The 25,869-nt window shown below is 47.6% G+C and carries 21 protein-coding genes and 2 pseudogenes; 20 read left to right on the forward strand and 3 right to left on the reverse strand.

From position 1 onward, the window contains the following. Both B853_RS20890 and B853_RS20895 read right to left on the reverse strand, forming a co-directional pair. Complete coding sequence (locus B853_RS20890) at positions 1-1,170, reverse strand: isovaleryl-CoA dehydrogenase (protein ID WP_038886886.1); 1,170 nt, start codon at positions 1,168-1,170, stop codon at positions 1-3. 387 nt (positions 1,171-1,557) lie between these two features. Next, positions 1,558-1,926 carry a MerR family transcriptional regulator gene (locus tag B853_RS20895; protein WP_038886887.1) on the reverse strand — a complete coding sequence of 123 codons (369 nt, stop codon included), beginning with the start codon at positions 1,924-1,926 and terminating at the stop codon, positions 1,558-1,560. 301 nt (positions 1,927-2,227) lie between these two features. Between B853_RS20895 and B853_RS20900 the strand changes: the two genes are divergently transcribed. The 14 genes and pseudogenes from B853_RS20900 (at position 2,228) to B853_RS20965 (ending at position 17,321) form a co-directional block, all read left to right on the forward strand. After that, the gene (locus tag B853_RS20900) at positions 2,228-3,439 is read left to right on the forward strand and encodes a thiolase family protein (RefSeq protein ID WP_038886888.1); all 1,212 of its coding nucleotides are present in this window, start codon (positions 2,228-2,230) and stop codon (positions 3,437-3,439) included. 36 nt (positions 3,440-3,475) lie between these two features. After that, positions 3,476-4,969 carry a CoA-acylating methylmalonate-semialdehyde dehydrogenase gene (locus B853_RS20905; protein WP_038886890.1) on the forward strand — a complete coding sequence of 498 codons (1,494 nt, stop codon included), beginning with the start codon at positions 3,476-3,478 and terminating at the stop codon, positions 4,967-4,969. A gap of 17 nt (positions 4,970-4,986) precedes the next feature. Next, positions 4,987-6,141, forward strand: a complete 1,155-nt coding sequence (locus tag B853_RS20910) for an acyl-CoA dehydrogenase family protein (protein WP_038886891.1) — start codon at positions 4,987-4,989, stop codon at positions 6,139-6,141. A gap of 68 nt (positions 6,142-6,209) precedes the next feature. Beyond that, positions 6,210-6,997 (forward strand): annotated as a pseudogene (locus tag B853_RS20915) (enoyl-CoA hydratase). Positions 6,998-7,005: 8 nt separating this feature from the next. Beyond that, positions 7,006-8,130 carry an enoyl-CoA hydratase/isomerase family protein gene (locus B853_RS20920; protein ID WP_038886895.1) on the forward strand — a complete coding sequence of 375 codons (1,125 nt, stop codon included), beginning with the start codon at positions 7,006-7,008 and terminating at the stop codon, positions 8,128-8,130. Between the two features lie 11 nt (positions 8,131-8,141). After that, positions 8,142-9,047, forward strand: a complete 906-nt coding sequence (gene mmsB, locus B853_RS20925) for a 3-hydroxyisobutyrate dehydrogenase (RefSeq protein ID WP_009696177.1) — start codon at positions 8,142-8,144, stop codon at positions 9,045-9,047. Positions 9,048-9,319: 272 nt separating this feature from the next. Continuing rightward, positions 9,320-9,948 (forward strand): annotated as a pseudogene (locus B853_RS20930) (SDR family oxidoreductase); the annotation flags it as partial. A 699-nt stretch (positions 9,949-10,647) separates the two neighbouring features. Further along, positions 10,648-11,529, forward strand: coding sequence for a ubiquinol oxidase subunit II (gene cyoA / locus B853_RS20935; RefSeq protein WP_078609229.1), 882 nt, complete (start codon positions 10,648-10,650; stop codon positions 11,527-11,529). A gap of 5 nt (positions 11,530-11,534) precedes the next feature. Further along, a complete protein-coding gene (gene cyoB / locus B853_RS20940; protein WP_128826999.1) occupies positions 11,535-13,571 on the forward strand; it encodes a cytochrome o ubiquinol oxidase subunit I in 2,037 nt (678 codons plus the stop codon). Continuing rightward, positions 13,561-14,160, forward strand: coding sequence for a cytochrome o ubiquinol oxidase subunit III (gene cyoC / locus B853_RS20945; protein WP_005451611.1), 600 nt, complete (start codon positions 13,561-13,563; stop codon positions 14,158-14,160). Before cyoB ends, cyoC begins: the two co-directional genes overlap by 11 nt. After that, a complete protein-coding gene (gene cyoD, locus B853_RS20950) occupies positions 14,160-14,471 on the forward strand; it encodes a cytochrome o ubiquinol oxidase subunit IV (protein WP_005443825.1) in 312 nt (103 codons plus the stop codon). Before cyoC ends, cyoD begins: the two co-directional genes overlap by 1 nt. An 8-nt stretch (positions 14,472-14,479) precedes the next feature. Then, a complete protein-coding gene (gene cyoE / locus B853_RS20955) occupies positions 14,480-15,352 on the forward strand; it encodes a heme o synthase (RefSeq protein WP_038886342.1) in 873 nt (290 codons plus the stop codon). A 223-nt stretch (positions 15,353-15,575) separates the two neighbouring features. After that, positions 15,576-16,022 (forward strand): hypothetical protein, encoded by a 447-nt coding sequence (locus B853_RS20960; RefSeq protein ID WP_227741927.1) that lies wholly within the window; start codon positions 15,576-15,578, stop codon positions 16,020-16,022. 204 nt (positions 16,023-16,226) lie between these two features. Beyond that, positions 16,227-17,321 (forward strand): NADH:flavin oxidoreductase, encoded by a 1,095-nt coding sequence (locus B853_RS20965; protein ID WP_038886339.1) that lies wholly within the window; start codon positions 16,227-16,229, stop codon positions 17,319-17,321. A gap of 76 nt (positions 17,322-17,397) precedes the next feature. Here the strand turns inward: B853_RS20965 and B853_RS20970 are convergent, their stop codons facing one another. Then, the gene (locus tag B853_RS20970; RefSeq protein ID WP_038886338.1) at positions 17,398-18,294 is read right to left on the reverse strand and encodes a LysR family transcriptional regulator; all 897 of its coding nucleotides are present in this window, start codon (positions 18,292-18,294) and stop codon (positions 17,398-17,400) included. A 155-nt stretch (positions 18,295-18,449) separates the two neighbouring features. Here B853_RS20970 and B853_RS20975 point away from each other — a divergent pair, with 155 nt between their 5' ends. From B853_RS20975 to B853_RS21000, 6 genes are all read left to right on the forward strand, one after another. Further along, positions 18,450-18,848: a RidA family protein gene (locus tag B853_RS20975; RefSeq protein WP_009696349.1), complete on the forward strand. Its 399-nt coding sequence runs from the start codon at positions 18,450-18,452 to the stop codon at positions 18,846-18,848. A gap of 94 nt (positions 18,849-18,942) precedes the next feature. After that, on the forward strand, positions 18,943-20,403 hold the full coding sequence (locus B853_RS20980; protein WP_038886336.1) for an aldehyde dehydrogenase family protein: 1,461 nt from the start codon (positions 18,943-18,945) through the stop codon (positions 20,401-20,403). Positions 20,404-20,470: 67 nt separating this feature from the next. Further along, entirely contained in the window at positions 20,471-21,457 is a 987-nt protein-coding gene (locus B853_RS20985; protein ID WP_038886334.1) for a membrane dipeptidase, read from the forward strand. Positions 21,458-21,607: 150 nt separating this feature from the next. Then, positions 21,608-23,176, forward strand: coding sequence for a BCCT family transporter (locus B853_RS20990; protein WP_428843300.1), 1,569 nt, complete (start codon positions 21,608-21,610; stop codon positions 23,174-23,176). Positions 23,177-23,288: 112 nt separating this feature from the next. Then, positions 23,289-25,028, forward strand: a complete 1,740-nt coding sequence (locus tag B853_RS20995; RefSeq protein WP_038886072.1) for a hypothetical protein — start codon at positions 23,289-23,291, stop codon at positions 25,026-25,028. After that, positions 25,025-25,756 carry a DUF3726 domain-containing protein gene (locus B853_RS21000; protein WP_038886073.1) on the forward strand — a complete coding sequence of 244 codons (732 nt, stop codon included), beginning with the start codon at positions 25,025-25,027 and terminating at the stop codon, positions 25,754-25,756. The genes B853_RS20995 and B853_RS21000 overlap by 4 nt, the downstream gene beginning before the upstream one ends. Positions 25,757-25,869 lie beyond the last annotated feature (113 nt).

Consider the following 25,869-nt stretch of genomic DNA (forward strand, 5'->3'; position numbering starts at 1 on the left):
TTAGCGAGACTCTTCGAACAGCTCTCGTCCAATTAACATGCGGCGAATTTCAGATGTGCCAGCGCCAATCTCATACAGTTTGGCGTCGCGTAGTAAACGTCCGGTTGCGTATTCGTTGATGTAGCCATTACCGCCTAGCAGCTGAATAGCATCGAGGGACATTTGCGTGGCAAGTTCGGCGCTGTAAAGGATCACGCCAGCGGCATCTTTACGTGTGCATTCACCTCGGTCACATGCGGCAGCGACGGTATAAACGTAAGCTTTGGCGGCGTTCATGCGTGAATACATGTCAGCAAGCTTTCCTTGTACCAGTTGGAACTCACCAATAGATTTGCCGAACTGTTTTCGGTCATGAACATACGGGACCACTTCATCCATACAAGCTTGCATGATGCCAAGCGGTCCAGCGGCTAATACCACGCGTTCGTAATCCAAACCGCTCATCAACACCTCTATGCCTTGGTTTAATTCGCCCAACACATTTTCTTTCGGCACGACACAATCTTGGAACACCAATTCGCAGGTGTTGGAGCCGCGCATGCCAAGTTTGTCGAGCTTCTGCGCATGGCTAAAGCCATCAAACTCTCGCTCAATAATGAAAGCGGTGATACCGCGAGAGCCGCCATTAGGATCGGTTTTCGCGTAGACGACTAAGGTGTCGGCATCGGGACCATTGGTGATCCACATTTTATTGCCATTCATCAGATAGTGATCGCCTTTGTCTTCAGCACGAAGCTGCATGCTAACCACGTCAGAACCTGAGTTCGGCTCACTCATGGCTAGTGCGCCAACGTGAGAACCATCGATGAGTTTAGGCAGGTATTTTTCTCGTTGAGCAGGGGAGCCATTGCGAAAGATTTGGTTAACACAAAGGTTGGAATGTGCGCCGTAACTGAGCGCGACAGATGCCGAAGCTCGGCTGATCTCTTCCATCGCAACAACATGAGCAAGATAGCCCATGCCTGCACCGCCAAACTCTTCGTCGACGGTTACGCCGAGCAAACCCATGTCACCAAGCTTGGACCACAAATGATTGGGGAATTGGTTATCGCGGTCGATGTCTGCGGCGATGGGGGCGATATGCTCGGTGGCGAACGCGTTGACGTGGTCTCGGAGCATATCGATGGTTTCACCAAGCCCAAAGTTGAGTGGGGTGTAGCTGCTTTTCATAACATTTCCCTGTTGAAAGTACTGCAGTTTTTAGGGTCTGTTGATCTTTCGCGGTTAAATTTTGTTCGAGATAAAATCGTTTTAGGGGAGGCAAGGAGTGTGTCGCCTAGTCATTCTAAGCAAATACTCCTTAACAAAGCATAAAACGATTTTAGCCGAACCCTTTGGGCAGCGTTTGTTGGTCATTTCTACTTCGTTATCGACTTCTCATGTAGGCTAACTACACATCAAAGTCTCTGCCTAGTATAAATGCCCAACAATTCGCTGCAAAAATCAGCTCGAAAGGTCAACAGACCCTAGTACAAATAAGGTTCGAGTTACACTGCTTGGGCTTGGAATTTATTGTTGTTTTTATTGCTCACTAACTCAGAGCTATTGGCTGTTGGTTTAATTGTTGCTCAGCGCTTGTTTACATCGCTCTTTGGCGGTTTCTAGCTCGTTCATCACGACGCTAATGTCATCGAGTTGTTGCTGTAAGTGTGCTTGTTTTTCATCAATGATGGTCAACATTTTGAGCAGTTGCCCATCGCTTTGCTGGGTATCGTACAGCTCGAACAATTCTCGAATTTCTGCAAGTGAAAAGCCCAATCGCTTGCCACGTAAAATCAGCTTGAGACGGATCTTATCTCTGCGTTGGTATACGCGAATGTTGCCTTTTCGTTCTGGCTCTATAAGCCCGACATCCTCATAAAAACGAATGCTTCGGGTCGTGATGTCGAACTCCTTGGCGAGGTCACTAATCTTGTATTTATCCACTCGGCTTGTCCCTCTAAGTAAAAGTTTTGGCTTCTTAAAATCCCGTCATGCATTTATTCAAAAGGCCTGATATCGGTCATCGCAAAAAACAGGAGAAAAAATTATGTTGTTATTGATGTGTTTCTTTACGTTTACGTAAATGTTAGTGCTATGCTTACGTAAACGTCAAGAAATCACAGTGCGAAAATTCATCGTTTTATGAGAGGCTGGAGTGACAACACATTCTGTGTGAAAGCTCCGTGGTAGCAGGTGTGAGGGATGAGTTCGTGAACTGTGAATTATCGTCAGAAGGGACGAGATCATGGGAAACGACATCTGGATTGTCAGTGCAAAGCGAACGCCAATCGGGCGATTTCAAGGTCAGTTACAAGGTTATTCAGCGCCTCAATTAGGGGCATTTGCTATCAAAGCGGCAATGGATGCGAGCGGTGTTAGCGAAATCGACGAAGTCTACATGGGCTGCGTATTACCCGCGGGGTGCGGACAAGCACCAGCCAGACAAGCGGCGCTAGGCGCAGAGCTTCCGCTTACCACAGGCAGCACCACCATAAACAAAGTGTGCGGCTCAGGAATGAAGAGCGTCATGCTGGCTCACGATCTCATCAAAGCGGGTAGCATTCGAAGTGCCGTTGCTGGTGGGATGGAAAGCATGACCAATGCACCGTATCTGCTGAAAGAAGCGCGAAACGGCATGAGAATGGGTCATCAATCTACCTACGACCACATGTTCCTCGATGGTCTTCAAGATGCGTATGAAGGGCACTTGATGGGGGTGTATGCGCAGCAAACGGCTGACCATTCAGAGTTTACTCGTGAACAAATGGATGAATGGGCAATCCTATCCGCGAAAAGAGCATTGGAAGCACAAGAGCAACGCTTGTTTGATGACGAAATTTCGCCAATAGAAATTAAGACTCGTCACAGCGCTTCAACTTTGGATTACGACGAGCATCCTCGCTCGATTAAGCTCGACAAGATTCCTCAACTCAAACCTGCTTTTGATAAGAATGGCTCGGTGACTGCCGCAAACTCTAGTGCTATATCCGACGGGGCTGCAGCCCTAGTGTTAATGGACTCGCAGGTCGCACAACATCAAGGCTTAACGCCACTAGCAATCATCAAAGGGCACTCAACCCACGCCAGAAAGCCTGCCGAATTTACCCTCGCGCCAGTGTTTGCGATGGAACAGCTACTCTCTCAACTTGATTGGTCGGTAGACGACGTTGATCTTTGGGAGATCAATGAAGCCTTCGCCGTTGTTACGCAAATTGCGGTACGCCAATTGGGCATCGATAAAGACAAAGTAAACATCAAAGGTGGCGCGTGTGCGCTTGGGCATCCAATTGGTGCGAGCGGAGCACGTATTTTGGTGACCCTCATTCATAGCCTACGCCAGCTACAAGTGCTCGGTGTTGACGGTGACAACAACAATAAAAAGGTGATGCGAGGTGTTGCATCACTGTGTATCGGTGGTGGTGAAGCCACTGCCATTGGTATCGAGATAGCGCTTTAAATCCAATTATCAAATAACGTAAAGAAGGACTAGATTATGACTCGCACGGTTCCCTTATTCATCGATGGTGAGTTTCGTGAATCTCAAGCAACGGATTGGGTAGAAGTCACAAACCCTGCTACCAACGACGTGATTGCGCGCTTGCCGTGCGCGACGGATGAAGAGATGCACGCGGCAATTGAAAGTGCAAAAGCCACCTTTTCCTGTTGGAAAGATGTCGCCGTTTCCGAACGTGCGCGCTTGATGCTGCGCTATCAACATCTGCTTAAAGAACATCACGATGAACTGGCGACGCTGCTTTCTCACGAGACCGGTAAGATCTTTGCGGATGCAAAAGGAGATGTATGGCGTGGTATCGAAGTGGTCGAGCAAGCTGCAAATATCGCTAGTAACATGATGGGAGAAACCGTCGAGAACGTTGCTACAGATATTGACAGTTATTCGTTGATTCAACCTCTTGGGGTGTGCTGCGGTATTACGCCGTTTAACTTCCCAGCCATGATCCCTTTGTGGATGTTCCCAATCGCGATTGCGAGCGGGAATACCTTTGTCCTTAAGCCCTCTGAGCAAGTTCCTCTCACGTCAATTCGCTTAGCTGAACTGTTCGAAGAAGCGGGCGCACCAAAAGGTGTGCTGCAAATCGTGCACGGTCGAAAAGAGCAAGTCGACTTGTTGCTGAAACATCCCGATATCCAAGCCGTTTCTTTCGTTGGTTCTGTTCCTGTAGCGCAATACATTTACACCACAGGCACACAGAACTTCAAACGTGTTCAAGCCTTTGCTGGCGCGAAAAACCACATGGTAGTAATGCCAGATGCGAACAAAAACCAAGTGGTGAACAACTTAGTTGGTTCTTCAGTTGGTGCGGCAGGGCAACGTTGCATGGCGATCTCCGTGGCGGTGTTTGTAGGCAGTTCGAAAGGGTGGATTGCCGATTTAAAACAAGAAATGGCGAAAGTGCATCCGGGTGCTTGGGATGATGAGAATGCCGCGTATGGACCTTTGATCAGTGCACAAGCAAAACAGCGTGTGCTCGGTTTGATTGAAGAAGGCAAACAACAAGGGGCGGTGTGTGAACTTGATGGTAGCCAATGTGAAGTGGAAGGCTTCCCAGAAGGTAACTGGGTCGGTCCGACTTTATTCAGTGGCGTCACTACCGAGATGTCGATTTACACCCAAGAAATCTTCGGACCTGTTTTGGTGTGTATTGAGGTCGATAGTTTGCAAGAGGCGATAGATCTGGTGAATCGCAACCCATACGGCAACGGCACTTCCATCTTCACTGCGAATGGTGCGGCGGCGAGAAAGTATCAACATGAGATTCAAGTCGGGCAGGTAGGTGTGAACGTGCCAATTCCAGTCCCTTTACCATTCTTCTCGTTTACGGGTTGGCGCGGCAGTTTTTACGGTGATTTGCACGCCTATGGCAAACAAGCGGTGCGCTTCTACACCGAGACCAAAACCGTGACGGCTCGTTGGTTTGATGACGATATCCCAACCGGTCCAAACCTGACTATTAACTTGCGCTAAAGAAGTAAGGAGCTCATATGGATTTTGAACTCAACGAAGATCAACGTATGTTTGCCGATACCGCTCAGCAGTTTGCGGCAGAGCGTTTAGCGCCAATGGCAGCAGAGTGGGATGAGAAACAAATCTTCCCGAAAGACATCCTGCGAGAGGCAGGAGAACTCGGTTTCTTGAGCCTCTACACCCCAGAAGAACAGGGCGGTTTGGGCTTAAGCCGTTTGGATGCGTCTATCATTTTCGAGCAGCTCTCTATGGGGTGCACATCGACCACTGCATTTATGACCATTCACAACATGGTGACTTGGATGGTCGCGAGCTTTGCTACCGAAGAGGTAAAAGACGCGTTCTGCCCGAAACTTATTACGGGTGAATTTCTCGGATCTTATTGTTTAACCGAGCCAAACGCGGGCTCGGACGCGGCATCTCTAACGACTTCAGCGATTAAGCAAGGCGGTAACTACATTCTCAACGGCGGCAAAACCTTTATCTCTGGCGCAGGCGATACCGACGTTTTAGTCGTGATGGCGAGAACCGGCGATGCCGGCGCGAAAGGCGTATCTGCATTTGTTGTCCCCGCCGATGCAGACGGCATTAGCTACGGACGTAAAGAGCCGAAAATGGGTTGGAACAGTCAGTCGACACGCGCGGTAACTTTCGACAATGTTTCTATTCCTGCGTCACATTTGCTCGGTGAGGAAGGGCAAGGGTTTGTGTTCGCTATGAAAGGTTTGGATGGCGGGCGCATTAACATTGCTACCTGCTCTGTCGGTACGGCTCAACAAGCGTTGAATCAAGCGACGCAGTACATGCAAGAACGTAAACAGTTCGGTAAATCATTAGCTCAATTCCAAGCATTGCAATTCAAACTAGCAGACATGGCAACCGAGCTTGTCGCTGCCCGCCAACTAGTGCGTTACGCCGCTAGCAAGTTAGACCGAGGTGACCCCGACGCCACGACTTATTGTGCCATGGCAAAACGCTTTGCTACCGATGTCGGCTTTCAAGTCTGTGACCAAGCGCTGCAACTTTACGGTGGCTATGGTTACATCAAAGAATACCCAATGGAACGCTATTTCCGTGATGTTCGAGTACACCAAATTTTGGAAGGTACTAACGAGATTATGCGTTTGATCATCGCGCGTCGATTGCTCGCAGAGGGGTCGGCATTGCTATAAATGCGCCGACAAGCTCTGCTTTTATTCATAAAGCTCAGGTCATTTTCATCAAGAAAGGATTCAGAGATATGTCATTACCAGAACAACAAGCGATTCAACACACCATCAGCAATCATGTTGCGGTGGTGACCATGAACAACCCGCCCGCTAATACTTGGACATCAGAAAGCTTAACCGCATTGAAAGAGTTTGTGCTGGCGTTAAACGACAATAAAGACGTTTACGCTCTAGTGCTCACAGGGAATGGTGAGAAGTTTTTCTCTGCAGGTGCAGACCTCAAGTTGTTTGCTGATGGCGATAAAGCGGTTGCGTTAGAGATGGCGCGTATCTTTGGCGAAGCCTTTGAAACGCTCTCTGCATTTCGAGGGGTTTCTATCGCTGCCATCAACGGTTACGCCATGGGAGGCGGATTAGAAGCCGCATTGGCATGTGATATTCGTGTGGTGGAAGAGCAAGCTGTGCTGGCACTGCCAGAGGCGAAAGTGGCTTATTGCCTTGTGCTGGTGGTACGCAAAACCTAACCGCATTGGTCGGTGAAGGTTGGGCGAAACGCATCATATTGTGCGGCGAACAAGTCGGTGCAGCACAAGCGCGAGAACTTGGCTTAGCGGAAGAAGTGGTGGAAAAAGGTGGAGCGCTTAATAAAGCCATTGAGCTTGCAGAATCGGTTGCCAATCAATCGCCTTCTTCGGTAACCGCGTGCAAAGCGCTTATCCAAAACATGCGTTCAGCTCCACTCAAACATGGTCTGATTAAAGAACGAGAACTGTTTCTAAACTTATTCGATACCGAAGATCAAACCGAGGGGGTTCGTGCCTTCTTAGAAAAACGTAAACCCAACTGGAAGAATCAATAGGAGGTCGCATGACAGGGAAAGTAACCATTAGCGAAATAGATTGCTTAGACGGCGTGCACCGAATTGGTATCGCGACGTTAGACAACACGGCTTCATTGAACGCGTTGACTTACGACATGTTGGCAGACCTCAACGACCAACTTATCGAATGGCAAGATGACCCTGATTTGGTGTGTGTCATCCTCAATGGAGCGGGAGAAAAAGCGTTTTGTGCAGGGGGCGATGTACGAACCATGTACCACGTCATGCACGAGAAAAGCAAAGAAGAGACCGCAGAGTTCTGTTCTAATTACTTCTCGCTTGAGTACGAATGCGACTACCTGATTCATACCTACCAAAAGCCAATCATTGGTTGGGGAGAGGGCATTGTTATGGGCGGTGGCATGGGCTTATTTATGGGCACCAGCCATAGAGTCGTCACGCCTAAATCTCGTCTCGCGATGCCAGAGATCAATATCGGGCTATACCCAGACGTAGGTGGCACTTGGTTCTTAAGTCAAATCGACCCAGAGGTAGGTTTGTTCCTTGGGTTAACCGGTGCGATGGTGAATTCAAGTGACGCTGTCACTATTGGTTTGGCAGAATGGTTGCTATTGGAAGAGCAATATCCAGCGTTGTTAGAAGAATTGAGACAAGTGGACTGGCGATCTGCCGATGCGAAATCGCTGGTCAGTGCTTTGCTTCAACTGATGGAAGATCAGGTCATTGATAGTAAACCGACCTCGCAAATTTGTCCTTATCTCGACCAAATTAAAGAAGCGTGTAAAGGCTTTGACTTAAATCAGATTGCCCAGCGTATTCAAGCAATGGAAGGCAATACCCAATGGCTTGAAGTCGCTAAAAAGTCGTTTGATGCAGGCAGCCCGATCACCGCGCATATTTGTTTTCGACAAGTCAAAGAGTACCACCGACTGTCACTAGCGGATTGTTTCCGTTTGGAGCTAACGTTGTCGGTTCGCAGTGCATTACTCGGTGAGTTTGAAGAGGGGGTGCGCTCTCGATTAGTTGATAAAGACGGTAACCCAAAATGGATGTTTAACAGCGTCAGTGAAGTCGATAAAAGCGTCATTGATACCTTGTTCACCTCACTTTGGTCAGAAGAGGAACATCCACTTGCACAGCTAGGAAAATAAGGAGAAACAACATGAGTACCATTGCATTTATTGGCTTAGGCAACATGGGCAGTCCAATGGCACAAAACCTATTGGCGTCAGGGTTTCATGTGCAAGTGTTCGATGTGGATGTGAACGCGGCGAAGCAACTTGAACCGTTTGGCGCGGTGGTAGCTAGCACGTTAGAAGAAGCCGTGGATGGCGCGGGAACCATCATCACCATGCTACCAGCGGGTGCACACGTGCGCGCGGTGTATTTGGGGGATTTACACGGTGGTGTCGGTCTGCTTAACATTGTGCAGGACAACGCATTGCTGATTGACTGTTCGACCATCGATCCAGATTCCGCCCGCTTGGTGGCGAACGAAGCTCAGAACAAACGATTGTTGTTTGTCGATTCTCCCGTCTCTGGCGGTGTAGCAGGCGCAAAAGCAGCAACGCTGACCTTTATTGTTGGCGGTTCGGACGAAGCGTTCTCCAAAGCCAATGCGATCTTGCAATACATGGGTAAGAACGTATTCCACGCTGGTAAAGCGGGCGACGGTCAGATGGCAAAAATCTGTAATAACCTGATGTTGGGTATCTTGATGTCGGGAACCTGTGAGGCGCTCAATCTCGGTATTGACCATGGTCTCGACCCGAAAGTCTTATCTAATATCATGCTGCAAAGCTCTGGTCGAAACTGGGCGTTAGAGCTTTATAACCCATGCCCAGGTGTGATGGATTCTGCGCCAGCGAGCAATCAATACAACCCAGGTTTTATGAGCAAGTTGATGCTCAAAGATCTTGGTTTAGGCTTGGATGCGGCGCTGCAAACCAACTCTTCTGTTCCGATGGGCTCTTTGGCTCGTAACCTTTATGCATTCCATAACGCAGCAGGTCATGCAGAACTCGACTTTTCAAGCTTGTTTGAATTCTATAAGAACCAAAAGGGTTAAAAGAGAGATTCCCTATCACGCTCGTTCCTCGCTGTAGGGAATGACGGTGTCGGCGAGGCTACGACTGCCATTCACCTTATCTGGACGAGCTCGATAGTTTCTAAGTAGGCAGGTTCTAAACAGATAGTTTCTAAGTAAATAGGTTCTAGGCAAACAGTTTGTTACTAGACAAGCTTTTGTACATGGAAGTCATCCAGTAATGGAGTTCAGATATGGATTTAAAAAACAGTGTCATTGCAATCACCGGTGCGGGCCAAGGGCTAGGGCAGATGATGGCGGTCAGCCTTGCTCAAGCGGGCGCAGAATTAGCCCTGCTTGATGTGAACGAAACTGGGCTTCTGAACACTCAAGAACAATGCCGAATGCTCAGTGCCAAGGCGCTGATTTATCGACTCGATGTTACCAATGAATCTGAAGTGGAAGAAACCTTCGACGAGATTATCCAAGATTTTGGGCAGCTTAATGGTTTAGTCAATAACGCCGGCGTTTTGCGAGACGGGTTGTTAGTCAAAGCCAAAGACGGCGAGATCGCTAAGATGTCGCTTGAGCAGTTCAACTTAGTGATGAACGTCAATGTCACGGGCACGTTCTTGTGTGGTCGAGAAGCGGCAGTCAAAATGATTGAGAGTGGCTCGAAAGGCGCCATCATCAACATCTCCAGCGTGGCGAGAGCGGGCAATATTGGGCAAACCAATTACTCTGCCTCTAAAGCAGCCGTCGCAACCATGGCAACAACATGGGCAAGAGAACTCGCCAGATACGGCATTCGCGCTGCTGCTATTGCACCCGGAGTCATCAAAACGGCGATGGCAGACCAAATGAAGCCAGAAGCATAGACCGACTGCAAAAGATGATACCTGTCGGAAGGATGGGGGAGACGAGCGAGATTGCTCATGCCGTAAAATACATTCTCGAAAACGACTATTTCACTGGGCGGGTGCTCGAAGTGGATGGCGGAATAAGAATGTAGGGCTAGATCACTTTTCCTCTTATAGCGAGCGCTAGTTAAGTAGCGCTCGTTTCTTTTTAGTGAGTTCATTCGATTAACAATTGAACCAAACATCACTCTCAAAAAGTACTTGGTATTAATCTGGTAAATTGGATTGCCTAAATAATCATTTGTCGTACAAATGCCATGTAAATAGTATGTGAATTCATAACTATGATACTGGTCACGCTTTCCTTAATTCACACTTTCTAATGTAGCTCACACTCTCGCGCCGAATACGCAACTGATTACTCTTCTCGTTTTCGTTACTTAAGTTACTGTAAAGAAAAGAATATACACTGTAGTACGTTAATGTTGTGCACCTGCTTTGCTATTTCTATATCAATATTAGCTTTCATAAATGGAACGTTAGTTTCCATCTGTGGCTAATGAGCTTTCCTTTTTCCCTCCGCATAATGCGCTCGAATGTAACAATGCATTTCAAAGTGTAACAATAAACTCACGTTGTGAGTGTGGTTTTAACCATCAAGCAACTTGATACCTCCCACCAAGAAGTCCATTGCTGCACAAGCTCAACACAAAAATATTCTAATGACCAAGACAACCAATCGCAGGGCTTGCTCTGTTGTTGGCTAACCATCGAGAAAGTTAATGGAAGCTTCAAGATACAAACGCATCTTAGCGAGGATAAGTTTGGCAGGAACCATTCTTATGCTTTCAGGGTGTAACTCTGCTCTACTTGACCCGAAAGGTAGCATTGGCGTTCAGGAAAAAGAACTGATCATTACAGCGCTTTTACTGATGCTGATTGTCGTGATCCCCGTGATTCTTATGACAATCTATTTTGCTTACCGCTACCGAGAGTCGAACACTGGCGAGGAATACGCTCCAGAGTGGGCGCACTCGACCAAGATCGAAGTGGTGGTATGGACGATTCCAATCATCATCATCGCAATTCTGGCAACCATCACTTGGCGTTCTACTCACGAGTTAGAGCCATCCAAGCCCATCGCAAGTGACGTTAAACCCATCACCATTGAGGTGGTGTCACTCGACTGGAAATGGCTGTTCATCTACCCAGAAGAGAACATTGCGACAGTGAACTACGTGGCGTTTCCGAAAGATGTTCCGGTTCAGTTCAAACTGACCTCAGACAACATCATGAACGCGTTCTTTATCCCGCGTCTCGGTACTCAGATCTACGCGATGCCAGGCATGGTGACCAAGTTGAATCTGATTGCGAACCACACAGGGGATTACAAAGGCTTTGCTTCTAACTACAGCGGTAAGGGTTTCTCGCAAATGAAATTTACCGCAGCGGCAATGGAAGATCGCACTGCATTCCTGAATTGGGTGCAGCAAGTGAAAGCCAGCCCTGATCGAATCGAAGACTGGGAGCAATTCCGTGCGCTTGCATCACCTACGGTGGCGGAGCCTGTGAAGATGTTCTCTAGTATTCCACCATTTTTGTTCACCGACGTCGTGACCCAGCATCCGGGTTCAATGAACTGTTTGCCGGAAAATCTAGGATAATCGCAATGTTTGGAAGATTAACACTTGAATCAATCCCTTATCACGAGCCGATTATTGTCGTCACTCTTGCGGTGATCGCGATCGTTGGTATGGCTGTCGTTACGGCGATAACCAAAGCGGGTAAGTGGCAATATTTATGGAATGAATGGTTTACTTCGGTAGACCACAAAAAACTAGGCTTTATGTACATCGCTGTGGCAATGGTGATGTTGATTCGTGGCTTTGCTGATGCGGTCATGATGCGTAGCCAACAACTGCTGTCTGCGGCAGGCGAGAGCGGTTATTTACCACCACATCACTACGACCAAATCTTTACTGCCCATGGCGTAATCATGATTTTCTTCGTGGCAATGCCGTTGGTGATTGGTTTGATGAACATCATCGTACCGCTGCAAATTGGTGCCCGTGATGTGGCATTTCCTTACCTAAACAACCTAAGTTTCTGGCTGTTTGTTGTGGGCGTGATCCTCACCAACATGTCACTTGGCTTGGGTGAGTTTGGTCGTACTGGTTGGTTGGCGTATCCGCCGCTGTCTGGCATTGAGGCAAGCCCCGGAGTTGGGGTGGATTATTGGATATGGGCGCTGCAAATATCCGGTGTCGGCACCACGCTGACGGGCGTGAACTTCTTTGCGACTATTTTGCGCATGCGTACGCCGTCTATGCCAATGATGAAGATGCCAGTGTTCACGTGGGCATCCCTGTGTGCCAACATCCTAATCATCATTTCATTCCCAATCCTAACCGTAACCATCGCGCTACTAACGTTGGATCGCTACATCGGTACGCACTTCTTCACCAATGACCTTGGCGGCAACGTAATGATGTACGTCAACCTGATTTGGGCATGGGGTCACCCAGAAGTGTACATCCTGATCTTGCCTATTTTTGGTGTGTTCTCTGAGGTAACGGCAACCTTCTCACGCAAGAAGCTATTCGGTTACACCTCGCTAGTATGGGCAACCATCGTAATCACGATTTTGGCGTTCGTCGTTTGGTTACATCACTTCTTCACCATGGGCTCAGGTGCAAATGTGAATGCATTCTTCGGCATCGCCACCATGATTATCTCCATCCCGACCGGAGTGAAGATCTTCAACTGGCTATTCACCATGTACAAAGGCCGAATCCGCTTTACCACGCCGATGATGTGGACGGTTGGCTTCCTGATTACCTTCTCTGTAGGTGGTATGACGGGCGTACTAATGGCAGTACCGGGCGCGGACTTTGTTCTGCACAACTCCGTGTTCCTGATTGCGCACTTCCATAACGTAATCATCGGTGGTGTGGTATTTGGTTGTTTCGCGGCAATCACTTACTGGTTCCCGAAAGCGACAGGTTTCACCATGAACGAAACATGGGGCAAACGTGCATTCATTTGCTGGATTGTTGGCTTCCTAATGGCGTTCCTACCGCTTTATGCACTGGGCTTTATGGGCATGACGCGTCGTCTAAGCCAAGATCTTAACCCAGAGTACTTCCCACTGTTAGCAGTTGCTGCAGCAGGTACGGCAGTGATTGCGCTTGGCGTGGCTTGTCAGTTCATCCAAATCTACGTGAGTGTTCGTGACCGCGAGCAAAACCGCGATCTAACGGGTGACCCGTGGGGCGGTCGTACTTTCGAGTGGGCGACGTCCTCACCACCGCCGTTCTACAACTTTGCCCACCTACCAAAAGGTGATGTCCTAGACGCGTTCTGGTACCAAAAGCATAGTGGCGAATTCGACCCAAGCAAAGAAGTGGAATACGAACGCATTCACATGCCGAAGAACACACCAACAGGTATCTATGTATCTGCATGGGCATTGGTATTTGGCTTCGCGATGATTTGGTACATCTGGTGGCTAGCAGCAGCAAGCTTTGTTGGCATTATCGTGACGTGTATCCAGCACAGCTACAACGACGACGTGGATTACTACGTTGAAGTAGAAGAAATCAAAGCGATTGAAGCGGAGCGTCGAGCTCAACTTGAAGAAGCGAAGAAAAACGAAGTGAAAGACAACGATACAAAAGACGATCTGGAGGTGACCTATGCAAGCTAATGTTGCGGTTCACGATCACGATCATCACCATGATTCTGCAGGCATTAAGCTGTTTGGTTTCTGGATTTACCTAATGAGTGACTGTGTATTGTTTGCGACCTTGTTCGCGACTTACGCAGTTCTAGAAAGCGGCTCCATTGCGGGTCCAACTGGTAAAGACATTTTCGAACTGCCGTTCGTGTTTGTAGAAACCATGTTGCTGCTGTTCAGTAGTATCACGTTTGGCTTCGGCATGATTGCGATGAAGCGCAAAGACGTTGCAGGTTTAAAACGTTGGTTAAAAGTGACCTTCTTACTTGGCGCTGGCTTTATCGGGATGGAAGTGTACGAGTTCCATCACCTGATTGTTGAAGGCTACGGTCCACAAGAAAGTGCATTTCTATCTGCGTTCTTCACTTTGGTTGGAACACACGGTCTGCACGTAACCTTTGGTTTGATCTGGCTAGCCGTGTGTTACCACCAACTGTCAACCAAGGGCTTGAACGATAACATGTCGATGCGATTCCAGTGCTTGAGCTTGTTCTGGCACTTCCTAGACATCGTTTGGATTTGTGTATTCACCATCGTTTACTTATTGGGGGTTATGTAATGGAACAACATCTAGATACAGGTGCCTCTGATTACGTAAAAGGCTTTATTGCGTCTCTGATCCTGACCGTGATTCCTTTCTATTGTGTGTGGGCGCAAGTGCTGCCAGATACTGCAACTTATGCTGTGTTATTTGGTTGTGCGATTGTGCAGATCTTCGTGCACTTTAAGTACTTCTTGCACATGGAAGTGAAAACGTCAGAAGGTCAGTGGAACGTGGTGTCACTGATGTTTACCGCCATTGTTGTGTTGATTCTGATCGCTGGATCGATCTGGATCATCTACAACATGAACGTCAACATGAAGTTGTAGGCTAGGGTATGCTGAAAAGTTATTTGTCTATTACCAAACCGGGCATCATTTTCGGCAACCTGATTTCTGTTGCGGCGGGGTTCTTCCTCGCTGCAAAATCAGAACCCGCTAACTTTCTGTTGTTGCTAACAACGTTAGTTGGTGTCGGGCTTGTGATTGCATCAGGATGCGTGGTGAACAACATTTTCGACCGCGATATCGACCAAAAAATGAAGCGCACGCAAAACCGTGAATTGGTGATGGGAAACATCAACATCGACGCGGCGTTTGTTTACGCTTTGGTGTTGCTGTTGAATGGCACAGCGTTATTGTTCCAATTGGTGAATCCGCTCTCGGCTGTGGTTGTACTCTTGGGTTACGTGTTTTACGTCTTCTTCTACACCATGTGGTACAAGCGAAATTCGGTCTATGGCACCTTAGTCGGCAGCATTTCTGGCGCGGTTCCTCCGCTAGTGGGCTACCTTGCGGTGACGAACTACATCAGCTTAGAAGCGATTTTACTCTTCATCATGTTTTGCCTCTGGCAGATGCCGCACTCTTACGCGATTGCGATGTTCCGCATGCAAGATTACCGCGATGCAGGCATTCCTGTTCTTCCCGTTAAAGAGGGCATTACCAAAGCGCATCAACATATGAAGGCGTACGTGGTTGCTTTTGGTGTGGTTGCTATTGGGTTGTTTATGCTGGGTGAAGCCGGCTACGAATATTTAGCGGTCTCGGCGGCGGTGTGCTTTATGTGGACACGCGTGACGTTCCAAAAAGTGGATTACAACAATTACATCCAGTGGTCCAAATCGGTGTTTAAGATGTCGTTATTGGTTGTCATGGGCATCAGCGGCGTACTTGGGCTGGAGTTGATTCCACTGCCGTTTATTCATTAAAGAGCGTATCTATGTGGTTCGCTCTTTATGATAAACATATATATTGCATTTTTATTAAGCTAGTATCGCAAAAGTAATGCCTAAATTTTCTTACTAAGTAAAGCCTAGTTAAATTGGTTACGTTTAACATGTTTGTTCATCAATGAGTTTGATCATATTTTGACTAGGCAATTAAAGTGCTATTAACAATAGAGAAACCAGTAGGAAAAAACAGGCTCTTCTAATGTTTTCAATCGTAAAAAGAGTCTACCTATTATCAATATTGGTGAGCATCGTATTTTTGATTCCTTCTAGTGCTTACGCTGTACTCCCTGCATCTTTAAGTTCTGTAAGCAGCTATCGAGTAAATGAGCAGTTAGTGAGGATTGCGATTCACAACATGGAAGTAAATCCCTTAATTGAGATAGATACCATCGATACACCCAGTTATACGCTTAATGACTCCAAGAAGATAAAGTCGATTCTATTAGATAAAGAGGTTTTAGCTTTTACTGACTCTGCAGGGGTTTTTGTCGAAGATTACGGAAAACGAGGCACTAAACTGTTTTTTGTATTGGATTATTTTTATTTGCAAAGTGGGAGTGTCCTTGTGGACTGCGAAGTCTCATTCAACAAAGGAAAAATCATGCAGCCAGAGTGCTCAGTAAAAGAATACGAAGAGGTAGAGTAGAGTTTGTCCCGTTTACCCATTTATCTCACCAAACCTTAATCCAGATTAAAGTTTTGCCGCAGTTTCGGCGGTAAGGTTCGCGTCGCTCATTGCACTGAACAGAAATTCAGAGAAGGAACAGCCATGCTTTGTGTATCGCTGTTCCTTTTTCGTTCCTGCTCGGTAGTGATGTATCTAAAAAGACAGATTTTAAGAGGACTGGACTTGAGCATTTTGTTTTCAGAAGCCCGCATTGGCAACATGACACTAAAGAACCGCTTTGTACGTAGTGCAACGTGGGAAAATATGGCGACAGAAGACGGTCACATGACCGAGAAGCTGTACGACATTTATGAAGAACTTGCTAAAGGTGAAGTGGGACTGATCGTTACTGGCTACGCTAACATCGTAGAAGAAGAGAAGCCGAACGCAGGCATGATGGGGATCTACAACGACTCTTTCATCGATGAATACAAAAAGCTGACTGACCTTGTCCATGAGCATGACTCTAAGATCGTCATGCAGATCGCTTATGGCGGTACAAAAACGACATTCAACGTTGGTGAACGTGTGATTTTTGCTCCAAGTGAAGTGCCAGAGCGCGGCACCAAAACGGAAGGCAAAGCGATGACTCAAGATGAGATCGACTACATCGTTAAGTCATTTGCGCTAGCGAGCAAGCGTGCACAAGATTCTGGCTTTGATGGTGTAGAAATCCACGCGGCGCACACGTACCTGATCAACCAGTTCTTAAGCCCATATTACAACCGTCGCGAAGACCAGTACGGCGGCAGCCTTGAGAACCGCATGCGTTTCCTTATGGAGATCTATGCCGAGACGCGCAAGCTAGTTGGTGATGATTTCCCGATTCTGGTTAAGCTGACAGCAACGGAATTCTTCGATGGCGGTTTGACGTTCGATGAAACGCGCATTGTGTGTAAGAAGCTAGAAGAAGTGGGCGTGGATGCGATCATTGTATCGGGTAACATTCATGGCAACGCAAGCACCATGGTAGGTGAATCGTTCGACGGTTACACGCTACAAGAAGAGGGCTACTTCCACGAGTACGGTCAAGTGATCAGTCAAGATGTGAATGTACCTGTAATTACCGTGGGTGGCTTAAACGACTTCTGTGCTATCGAAGACTTGGCTGACAATACTAAGATTCAGTTTTTCGCGCTTTCTCGTCCGTTATTGGCAGAGCCACAATTGATCAAGCGCTGGAAAGACGGTAACCGCGCCGAAGTTGACTGCGAACGTTGCTCTAAGTGTCGCACCAAGCGTGGCAACTTCTGCGTGGTTTACAAGCGCAGAAAGTAGTGCGTTCTGGCTCATGAAATTTTAAAAAGCCCCTGATGCTTAACGTGTCAGGGGCTTTTTTAGTTGTGAGTTATGCTTATGCGGTTTCTGCTTCTTCTTGGTAGTTCAAGTAGTGAATGCACAAATCATGAAATGCTTTTGCCTGAGGGGAAATGGTTCTATCGGTCAGAGTAAAGATGCCAACCTGTCTTTCCAAAGGTGGATCGATCAGAGGAATCCAAACCAGTCGAGTTTCGTTGGTCGGGAACGCTAATTTTGGCAAGGTGGTAACACCAATACCAAGCTCAAGGACTGAAAACAAAGACGTAATATTCTCCACGGAATACAAAGCTTGTTCACTTAGCGCGCGTGCAGGCGTCGGATCGAGTAGGGTACACGTCCCGTTTCGAATAAAGGGCTGTTCTAATAAGGTCTGCCACTCAATACCTTCCGGATGCTGAGCGATAGGGTTGTCTTTCAAACACACCACACCAATGGGGTCAGAGATTAACGGGGTAAACTCGATACCGCCTTCGTCCAAGTGTGATGGGTTGCCCAACGCTAAATCCACTTCGCCTGATAACAAACGCGCTTCCACGCCAGCGGCGTTATCATCAATTAGGCTGACTTCTACATTCGGGTATCGTTCACAGAATGCGCCGAGCACACTGGGAATCAGCTTGGCAGCAACAGAAGGAACGCTGGCGATGCGTACCCGGCCTTGTTGCCCTGCAGCGGCGGCTTTCAAGTCATTATCCAGTGCGTTATAGATGTTGAGAAACTGAATGATCTTAGGCAGGCAGATCTCACCGAAAGGAGTGAGTTTGGATTTGTTTCCAGGCTCAAATAGGCTCTGACCAAGTATCTTTTCGAGTTCTTTTATGGATGTCGACAGTGCTGCTTGAGAACGATTTGCTCGATGTGAAGCAGCTCGAAAACCACCTTCCTCGACCACCATCACAAAATGCTTTAATTGTTGAAGCTTGATACTCATGGCGAAACCTCTGCAATCCCTTTATTTACCTTAGTTTTAATAAGGTGATAGATTTTTCTTATCAAATGTAAAAAATTTACCGTTCGATTTATCGTCTGTCAATGTGCAGTATTTAACCATCTTGAAACAAGGTTGTTACAAAGGTTGAAAGGCACGTGAATACTTCTACGAAAAAATACCCAGTCAAAACCGCATTGTTTGCCTCTAAAGCGCCGCTGGAATGGGCAATTGTTAACAATGGCACGTTATACACCGCACAAATCCCGATTGATGATACAGGTGCTGTCGTGGAAGGCGGTATCGAAGCCCAGACTCGTCAAACCTTTAATAATCTCGTTCACACGTTGGAGTGTGCAGGGGAGTCTTTAGATTCTGTTTTGCAGGTGCTGATTTATGTGACGGACCGTGAGTACTTAAAAACGGTTAACCAAGTCTACGCTGAGTATTTTGACGCGCCTTACCCTAATCGCGCCGCTATGGTTGTGGCAGGGCTAGCGCGTGAGGAGATGCTGGTGGAGTTTGTGGTGTACGCATCGGCGAGTCAGCCAGAGTAAAGAATAATAATCAAAGCCTCATTACCGGGCTTTGTCAGTGAGATTAGTGAGCTGGTGGCGATCACCAGACGTCAGGAAGAATAAGGACAGAGCAATGACTTTTATTAATAGTGTTCAAGCAGAGAAATCTCTCTACATTGCAGGCGAATGGCAGTCTGGCATTAATACGGTTGCGAACATTAACCCTTCAGATATCAGTGAGAACTTAGGCGATTTTGCTCAGGCGAGTGAAGGCCAAGTCGAACAAGCGATTCAGGCCGCGAAAATTGCGCAGCCAGAATGGGAAAAAACACCGATTGAGCGCAAACAAGCGGTTTTGCAGGCAATTGGTGATGAGTTGATCGCTCGTTGTGATGAGCTTGGTACGCTGCTTTCACGTGAAGAGGGTAAACCTTTTGCTGAAGGTCGCGGTGAAATCTACCGTGCTGGCCAATTCTTCCAATATTTCGCAGCGGAAGTGCTGCGTCAAATTGGTGATAACGCAGCTTCTGTCCGTCCAGGCGTTTCCGTTGAGGTCACTCGTGAAGCTGTTGGCGTTATCGCCATCATTTCCCCTTGGAACTTCCCAACCGCTACGGCTGCATGGAAAATCGCGCCAGCGCTTGCGTTTGGTAATAGCGTCGTGTGGAAGCCCGCTAACCTAACGCCAGCAAGTGCGGTTGCATTGACTGAAATTATCCATCGACAAGGCTTACCAGCAGGCACGTTCAACCTTGTGTTGGGCAGTGGCTCGCAAGTAGGTAACACGCTTATCAACTCGAAAGACGTAAACGGAGTGAGCTTTACTGGATCTGTTGATACGGGTCGTAAAGTTGCAGCAGCGACAGCGCCAAACTTCGTTCGCTGTCAGTTAGAAATGGGCAGTAAGAACGCACTTGTGGTTGCCGATGATGCCGATATTCAAATCGCTGTTGAAGCGACGATTGCAGGCTCTTTCTCTGGCGCAGGTCAGAAGTGTACGGCTTCATCTCGTTTAGTGGTGATGGATGGTATTCACGATGCGTACGTTGAAGCTCTGATCAAACGTATGAGTGAGCTTAAAGTCGGCCACGCATTAGAAGAAGGCATCTTCATGGGGCCAGTGGTGGATGGTAACCAATTGGAAGCTAACTTCGATTGGATCGAGAAGGCACGTCAAAGTGGTGCTGAGTTAGCATTTGGTGGCGAGCGCTTGAACTTAGAACATGACGGTTTCTACATGTCGCCGACCCTTTTCCTTAATACACAAAACAGTTGGGAAGTGAATCAAGAAGAAGTGTTTGCGCCGATGGCGAGCGTGATTCGAGTTTCAGACTTGGATGAAGCCATTGCAGTAGCAAACGATACTCGCTTTGGCTTGACGGGCGGCATCATCACGCAAAGCCTCCGTAATAGCGCCATCTTCAAACAACAAGCTCAAACTGGTTGTGTCATGGTCAACCTACCAACCGCAGGGACGGATTATCATGTGCCGTTTGGTGGCCGAAAAGAGTCAAGCTTTGGTCCACGCGAGCAAGGTCAGTATGCGAAAGAGTTCTACACCGTGGTGAAAACCGCTTATCAACGTCCTTACTAAGTGAAATAGGGCAGCCGAGGATTCCGCTGCCCAACCTTAAAGGCTCATTAACGTTTAAGGAGTGGTTATGTACCAACAACGGATTGTGATTGACGGATTGCAGTACTGCAATTGGGATCGAGAATACTTCCAAACGCTGAAGGCGAGCGGTATTACGGCTGTGCATGCAACGATCGTTTATCACGAAAATGCACGCGAGACCTTAACTCGCTTTGCCGAATGGAACCTGAGATTCGAACAAAATGCAGACCTGATTATGCCTATTTACTCGATGGCTGACGTTGAGACAGCTAAGGCCGAGGGTAAGGTTGGCGTCTTTTTTGGTGCGCAGAATTGTTCCCCAATTGACGATGAAATCGGCTTAATAGAAGTCATGCGTCGTCAAGGTTTGCTGATTATGCAGCTGACCTATAACAACCAAAGCTTGCTGGCGACAGGGTGCTATGAGCAGAACGACTCTGGTGTCACGCGTTTTGGTAAACAAGTCATCGAAGAGATGAACCGTGTCGGGATGATCATCGATATGTCCCACAGCGCTGAGCGCTCAACGTTGGAAGCAATTGACCTTTCTTCACGTCCCATTTGTATTAGTCACGCGAACCCAACGTTTGCTCATGATGCTCTGCGCAACAAATCGAACAAGGTCATTAAAGCGCTCACCGAACGTGGCGGCTTGATTGGCTTTAGTCTTTACCCATTCCATCTTCCAAACGGAAGCCAATGCACGCTAGAGGATTTCTGCCAAATGGTCGCGAAAACAGCTGACCTGTTCGGTGTGGATCATTTAGGCATCGGCAGTGACCTTTGTTTAAACCAACCACAGCAAGTGCTTGAGTGGATGCGCAACGGTCGTTGGTCGAAAGCAATGGATTATGGCGAAGGCTCAGCAAACAACGCTGGTTGGCCTGATGCGTTGCCTTGGTTTAGTGGCAGTAAAGGGATGGAGAACATTTACAACGGCTTGATGCGTCATGGATTCAGTGAATCCGAGGCAGGAAAAATCCTGGGTGAGAACTGGTTTAACTTCCTTAAAGAAGGGCTGGAGGCGAGCTAGGTCGTAACCCAAATAAACATGGAATAGCTCGCTCAAAAAATAATAACAAGGCGAGTGTTAAAGTCACTTTTTGTAGCCGTTATGGCAGCTGCAATAAACCTCTGGAGTCAGAGTATGTCTGATCTAACCAATAGCATGAAAGCTTCAACGATGAGCGTGTCATCAAAGAAGCACCAAGCAAAACACAACGACACTTCAGCAACGGAAAATTCACCGGATAAGTTAGGGTTAAGTAACCCGGCACTTTGGTATAGCGGTGGCTTTATTGCCTTATTCGTCGCTATCGCGCTTTACGATGGAGAGTTGTTATCAACGTTAGTTAATACGGGATTTGCGTGGTCAGTCAAAGTCTTCGGCCCGTACTGGCAGATACTGCTTCTTCTCACTTTTCTTATTGGTCTTGGCTTGGCTGCAGGGCGAACAGGCAAGGTGATTTTAGGCGGAACAACGAAGCCAGAAATGGACGGGTTTCGTTGGATGGCAATCATCTTCTGTACGCTTTTAGCTGGCGGCGGCGTATTTTGGGCGGCGGCAGAGCCTATCGCGCACTACGTGAGTCCTCCACCTTTGTATGGTCCGCAAGACAATCCACAGCAGGGTGCAGTGAACGCACTATCGCAATCTTTCATGCACTGGGGTTTTCTAGCGTGGGCGATTGTTGGCAGCTTAACGTCTATCGTGGTCATGCATTTACACTACGATAAAGGCCTGCCGTTAAAACCTCGAATCTTGCTTTATCCAGTGTTGGGTGAGCGAGCGCTAAAAGGTCAGACAGGGGCATTGATTGACGCATGTTGCATCATCGCTGTAGCGGCAGGGACGATTGGACCGATTGGCTTCCTAGGTTTACAGGTTAGCTACGCGTTAAATGCGCTGTTTGATATCCCAGATGGCTTTACTACACAGTTGATCATCATCTTATTTGCGATTATGTTGTACACCGTATCTGCTTTAAGTGGCTTAAACCGCGGCATGCAAATGCTGAGTCGCTACAACGTGATTCTTGCGCTGGTATTGATGGCTTACATCCTTCTCTTTGGCCCGACAGATTTTATCTTCAATGGTTACATTCAAGGCGTGGGCAGCATGTTGGATAACTTCATCCCAATGGCAACCTACCGTGGTGATGAAGGTTGGTTGAGCTGGTGGACAGTATTCTTTTGGGGCTGGTTCTTGGGCTACGGACCGATGATGGCAATCTTCATTGCACGTATCTCTCGTGGTCGCAGTATTCGTCAAATCATCTCGACGATAAGCATCGTTGCTCCGCTTACCACGTGTTTTTGGTTCACCATTGTTGGTGGCTCTGGCCTAGCGTTTGAAATTGCCAATCCGGGCAGTGTGAGCGCAGCATTTGAAGGCTTCAACTTACCGGGCGCGTTACTCGCAGTGACTCAACAACTGCCGATGCCAATGTTGGTTTCCATCTTGTTCTTGATTTTGACCACCATCTTCATCGTTACCACCGGTGACTCAATGACGTACACCATCAGTGTGGTGATCAGTGGTGAGACAGAACCGAATGCGATTATTCGTACTTTCTGGGGCGTGGCTATGGGTATCACGGCGTTGATTCTCATCTCTCTTGGCTCTGGTGGTATATCAGCCCTGCAATCCTTCATCGTGATTACGGCCGTTCCAGTGTCATTAATACTGTTACCGTCACTTTGGAATGCACCGCAGATCGCTATGAAGATGGCGAAGGAGCAAGGGCTATAACTACGGTAATAACAAAAAGATCAAACCCAATAACGTGGCGCTTGTGTGGGTGAATCCTCCCCACACCCGCACAAGCCCTTATTCTTACAATAAAAAATAGGTGGTGAGCAAAATGGATGCACATCGTTCTACTTACACTGAAACAACACTTCGCAACGCTGCAATTGTGATGGCACCAGATAGGCTAGGGGCTATGCACCAAAATCGAATCAGCTTTGTACGAAGCTTGATCCGAAAAATGGCGAGTCAGGAATGGCGAGTGAGCAAGCATGAGTGGCAATTGTGTCCACGCGGTTTTGGTCATGTAATTTACAAATTAGTGACGCCGGAACACGTTTATCACTTGGTTGTTTTTTGCGATGAAATTGCTGATGAAGAGCGCAATGATCGCGTTATCGCCGAGAAGTGGGATGTCACCTTTGCTCTTGTGAAAGGGGATGTCCATGTCGAGCTTTTAGAACAGCTAAGAGCTAATGTGCCTTTGCAAGAAGCGGGGCGCAATCCAAACAACGTGCTTGTTCTTGCTCGTGCGAATAAGAGTGTTCGTGTGTTTGAACACATCGTGAATGCTCTTTCTAAAGGTGAGCAGCCAGAGCCTTCGGAACTGGCAGAAGTGGGTTACATCCTAAGAACCACCGCCGTTTATGGTAACGGTAAATTTGGTATTGCCGATTTTAAACTGCTGGAGAACAACCCTGATTTCAACCAGTCGTTCAGTGCACAGATGTGTGCCGTTTATATGCTGCGTGAATTCAGTTTAGATTGGGTTCATTACCTTGCTGCGATAAAAGGCGGAGATAATGCAGTTGCACTTCACAAAGGTCTGCAGCGTTATCTCGGTGTAGGGAATGCAACTGGCTTGGGTATGGCGCCATATTTAATCAACCATCCATGTATTGTCGACCAATGGATGACATCACGTGAGCGTGCTATTGCCAATGTGCTTGCCATGCCATGTGAACCTACCGAGTTAGAGCTGCCGTTAAAAGCCCTGCTAAAAAAAGCACAGCGACACTTAGAGCAAGTGATAACAATCAATGAACATCAAGATCAGCTTAATCATCAAGCGATTGCTGATCTCCAAGCGCTACAAATTAACTTAAATGCTTTGATGGCAGAGCACTCGAATTGGGCAAGCTTGATCAAACAAACCACAACCATGAGTTTGGAAGCCCAAGAAATCCTAACTTCATGTTTGATCGAGCTTTACCCGTCTTTGGTTGATGAATTTGAAAACCAAATGAACACCGATGAGTCACTCTCTATTCCTGGTGGAAAAAGCGTTCAAGATGTTTTGCAAATACTAGAGAGCAAATACCGTTGGTCAATCGATGCTGACTACACGTTACCAGAGAACAACTATTGGTTCTGGTATCGCTCGCAAGACAAAGAAGAACCGAGGCTAGGCATTCGTGGGGAAGAAATCGGTGAAGAACGTGAGTTGCCACTCGATATAGGGCGACAAGTGAACCGCCTCTACCATGCGCTGCAAACGTGCCAGCCAGAAACATCGTTGGCGGAGTTCTTACTGCAGCATCCACAGTATCGTGCAATCACTCGTCGTGTATGGACGCTCGGCAATCGAGAAATGGGCGATATCCAGATGAACGTGCTACGTGAAGACGCACTGCCGATGCATCTACTACGCTGTAAGTTAGCAATCTTTGGTGCGACTAAGTTTGATCCGCGTTCAGACCGATGGGTGCGCGTGACCTTCTTCCAAGGCGCACCATTGCTTGATGAGATTCAGGACCCGCGTTTCAGCGATACGTGGATTTTCCCAACCATGCCAGAGCGTGAAGAAATCGCGCAAAGCGACAATCAAAAAATCAGTGGAGGTTTTGCATTATGATCGTCTCGCATAACGAGCTGGTAGCAGCAGTAAACAAAGCTTTTCTTGGTATGCGCCGTCATTGCGGTGAAGCTGATGTGATTGCCAATATGGTTGCGGATCTGCAAATGGTGGGTTTGCACGGCGTGCGTCACTTCAACAACGCCAGTCTGTTTCTCAACTTAGATTCAGATTGTGCGGTCAGCATTACGAGTAACACCGACTCTCATATCGAAGTTGAGTTACACAATGGTAGTATCGCCTGTCATTTACCTGCAGTGTTGGATTTTGCGCTTGAGAAAATGGTCAGCAGTAAGAGCGTTACCATCACACTGAAACAATGCCACAACCGTTGGCTAGCATTTAGTGAGTTAGCTCGATTGTCTGCCAAGGGGATAGCCTGTCGTGCCCAATGGGTGAATGGTACCAGCCCCAAACGCACCTTATATGTGTTAAATCGAGGTCACATTGCACCAGAAGTCTTCTTTTCCGATCAAATTGAAGACAACAGTACCGATTATCACAGTATGACGATAGAGCTTGCCGTAACGGATTTTGATATCGAAGCAAGTTCACAAGGTTACGCAATTCATATTGATGGAGATAAACTGAATCGTGCGCAGAAAACGTCGTGGGAAGAGGGTATCTTTGTTGAAGACGCAGAATGGGAAGCACTTAAACAAACTGCCACAGTCTTCCTTGTTGAGAACAGTGAACGCTCGGTACAAGGCGCGGGCGAGTTAGTGTAGCGCAACCAAATCGGAATCACTGAAAATAGAAAAAGAGGTAGCTGAATGCTGCCTCTTTTCGTTTAAGAATAAAGTAGGATCATGACGCTCAACTACGCTAATGACAGGTTGTT

It is taken from the genome of Vibrio rotiferianus CAIM 577 = LMG 21460 (assembly GCF_002741985.1).
Taxonomy (GTDB): Bacteria; Pseudomonadota; Gammaproteobacteria; order Enterobacterales; family Vibrionaceae; genus Vibrio; species Vibrio rotiferianus.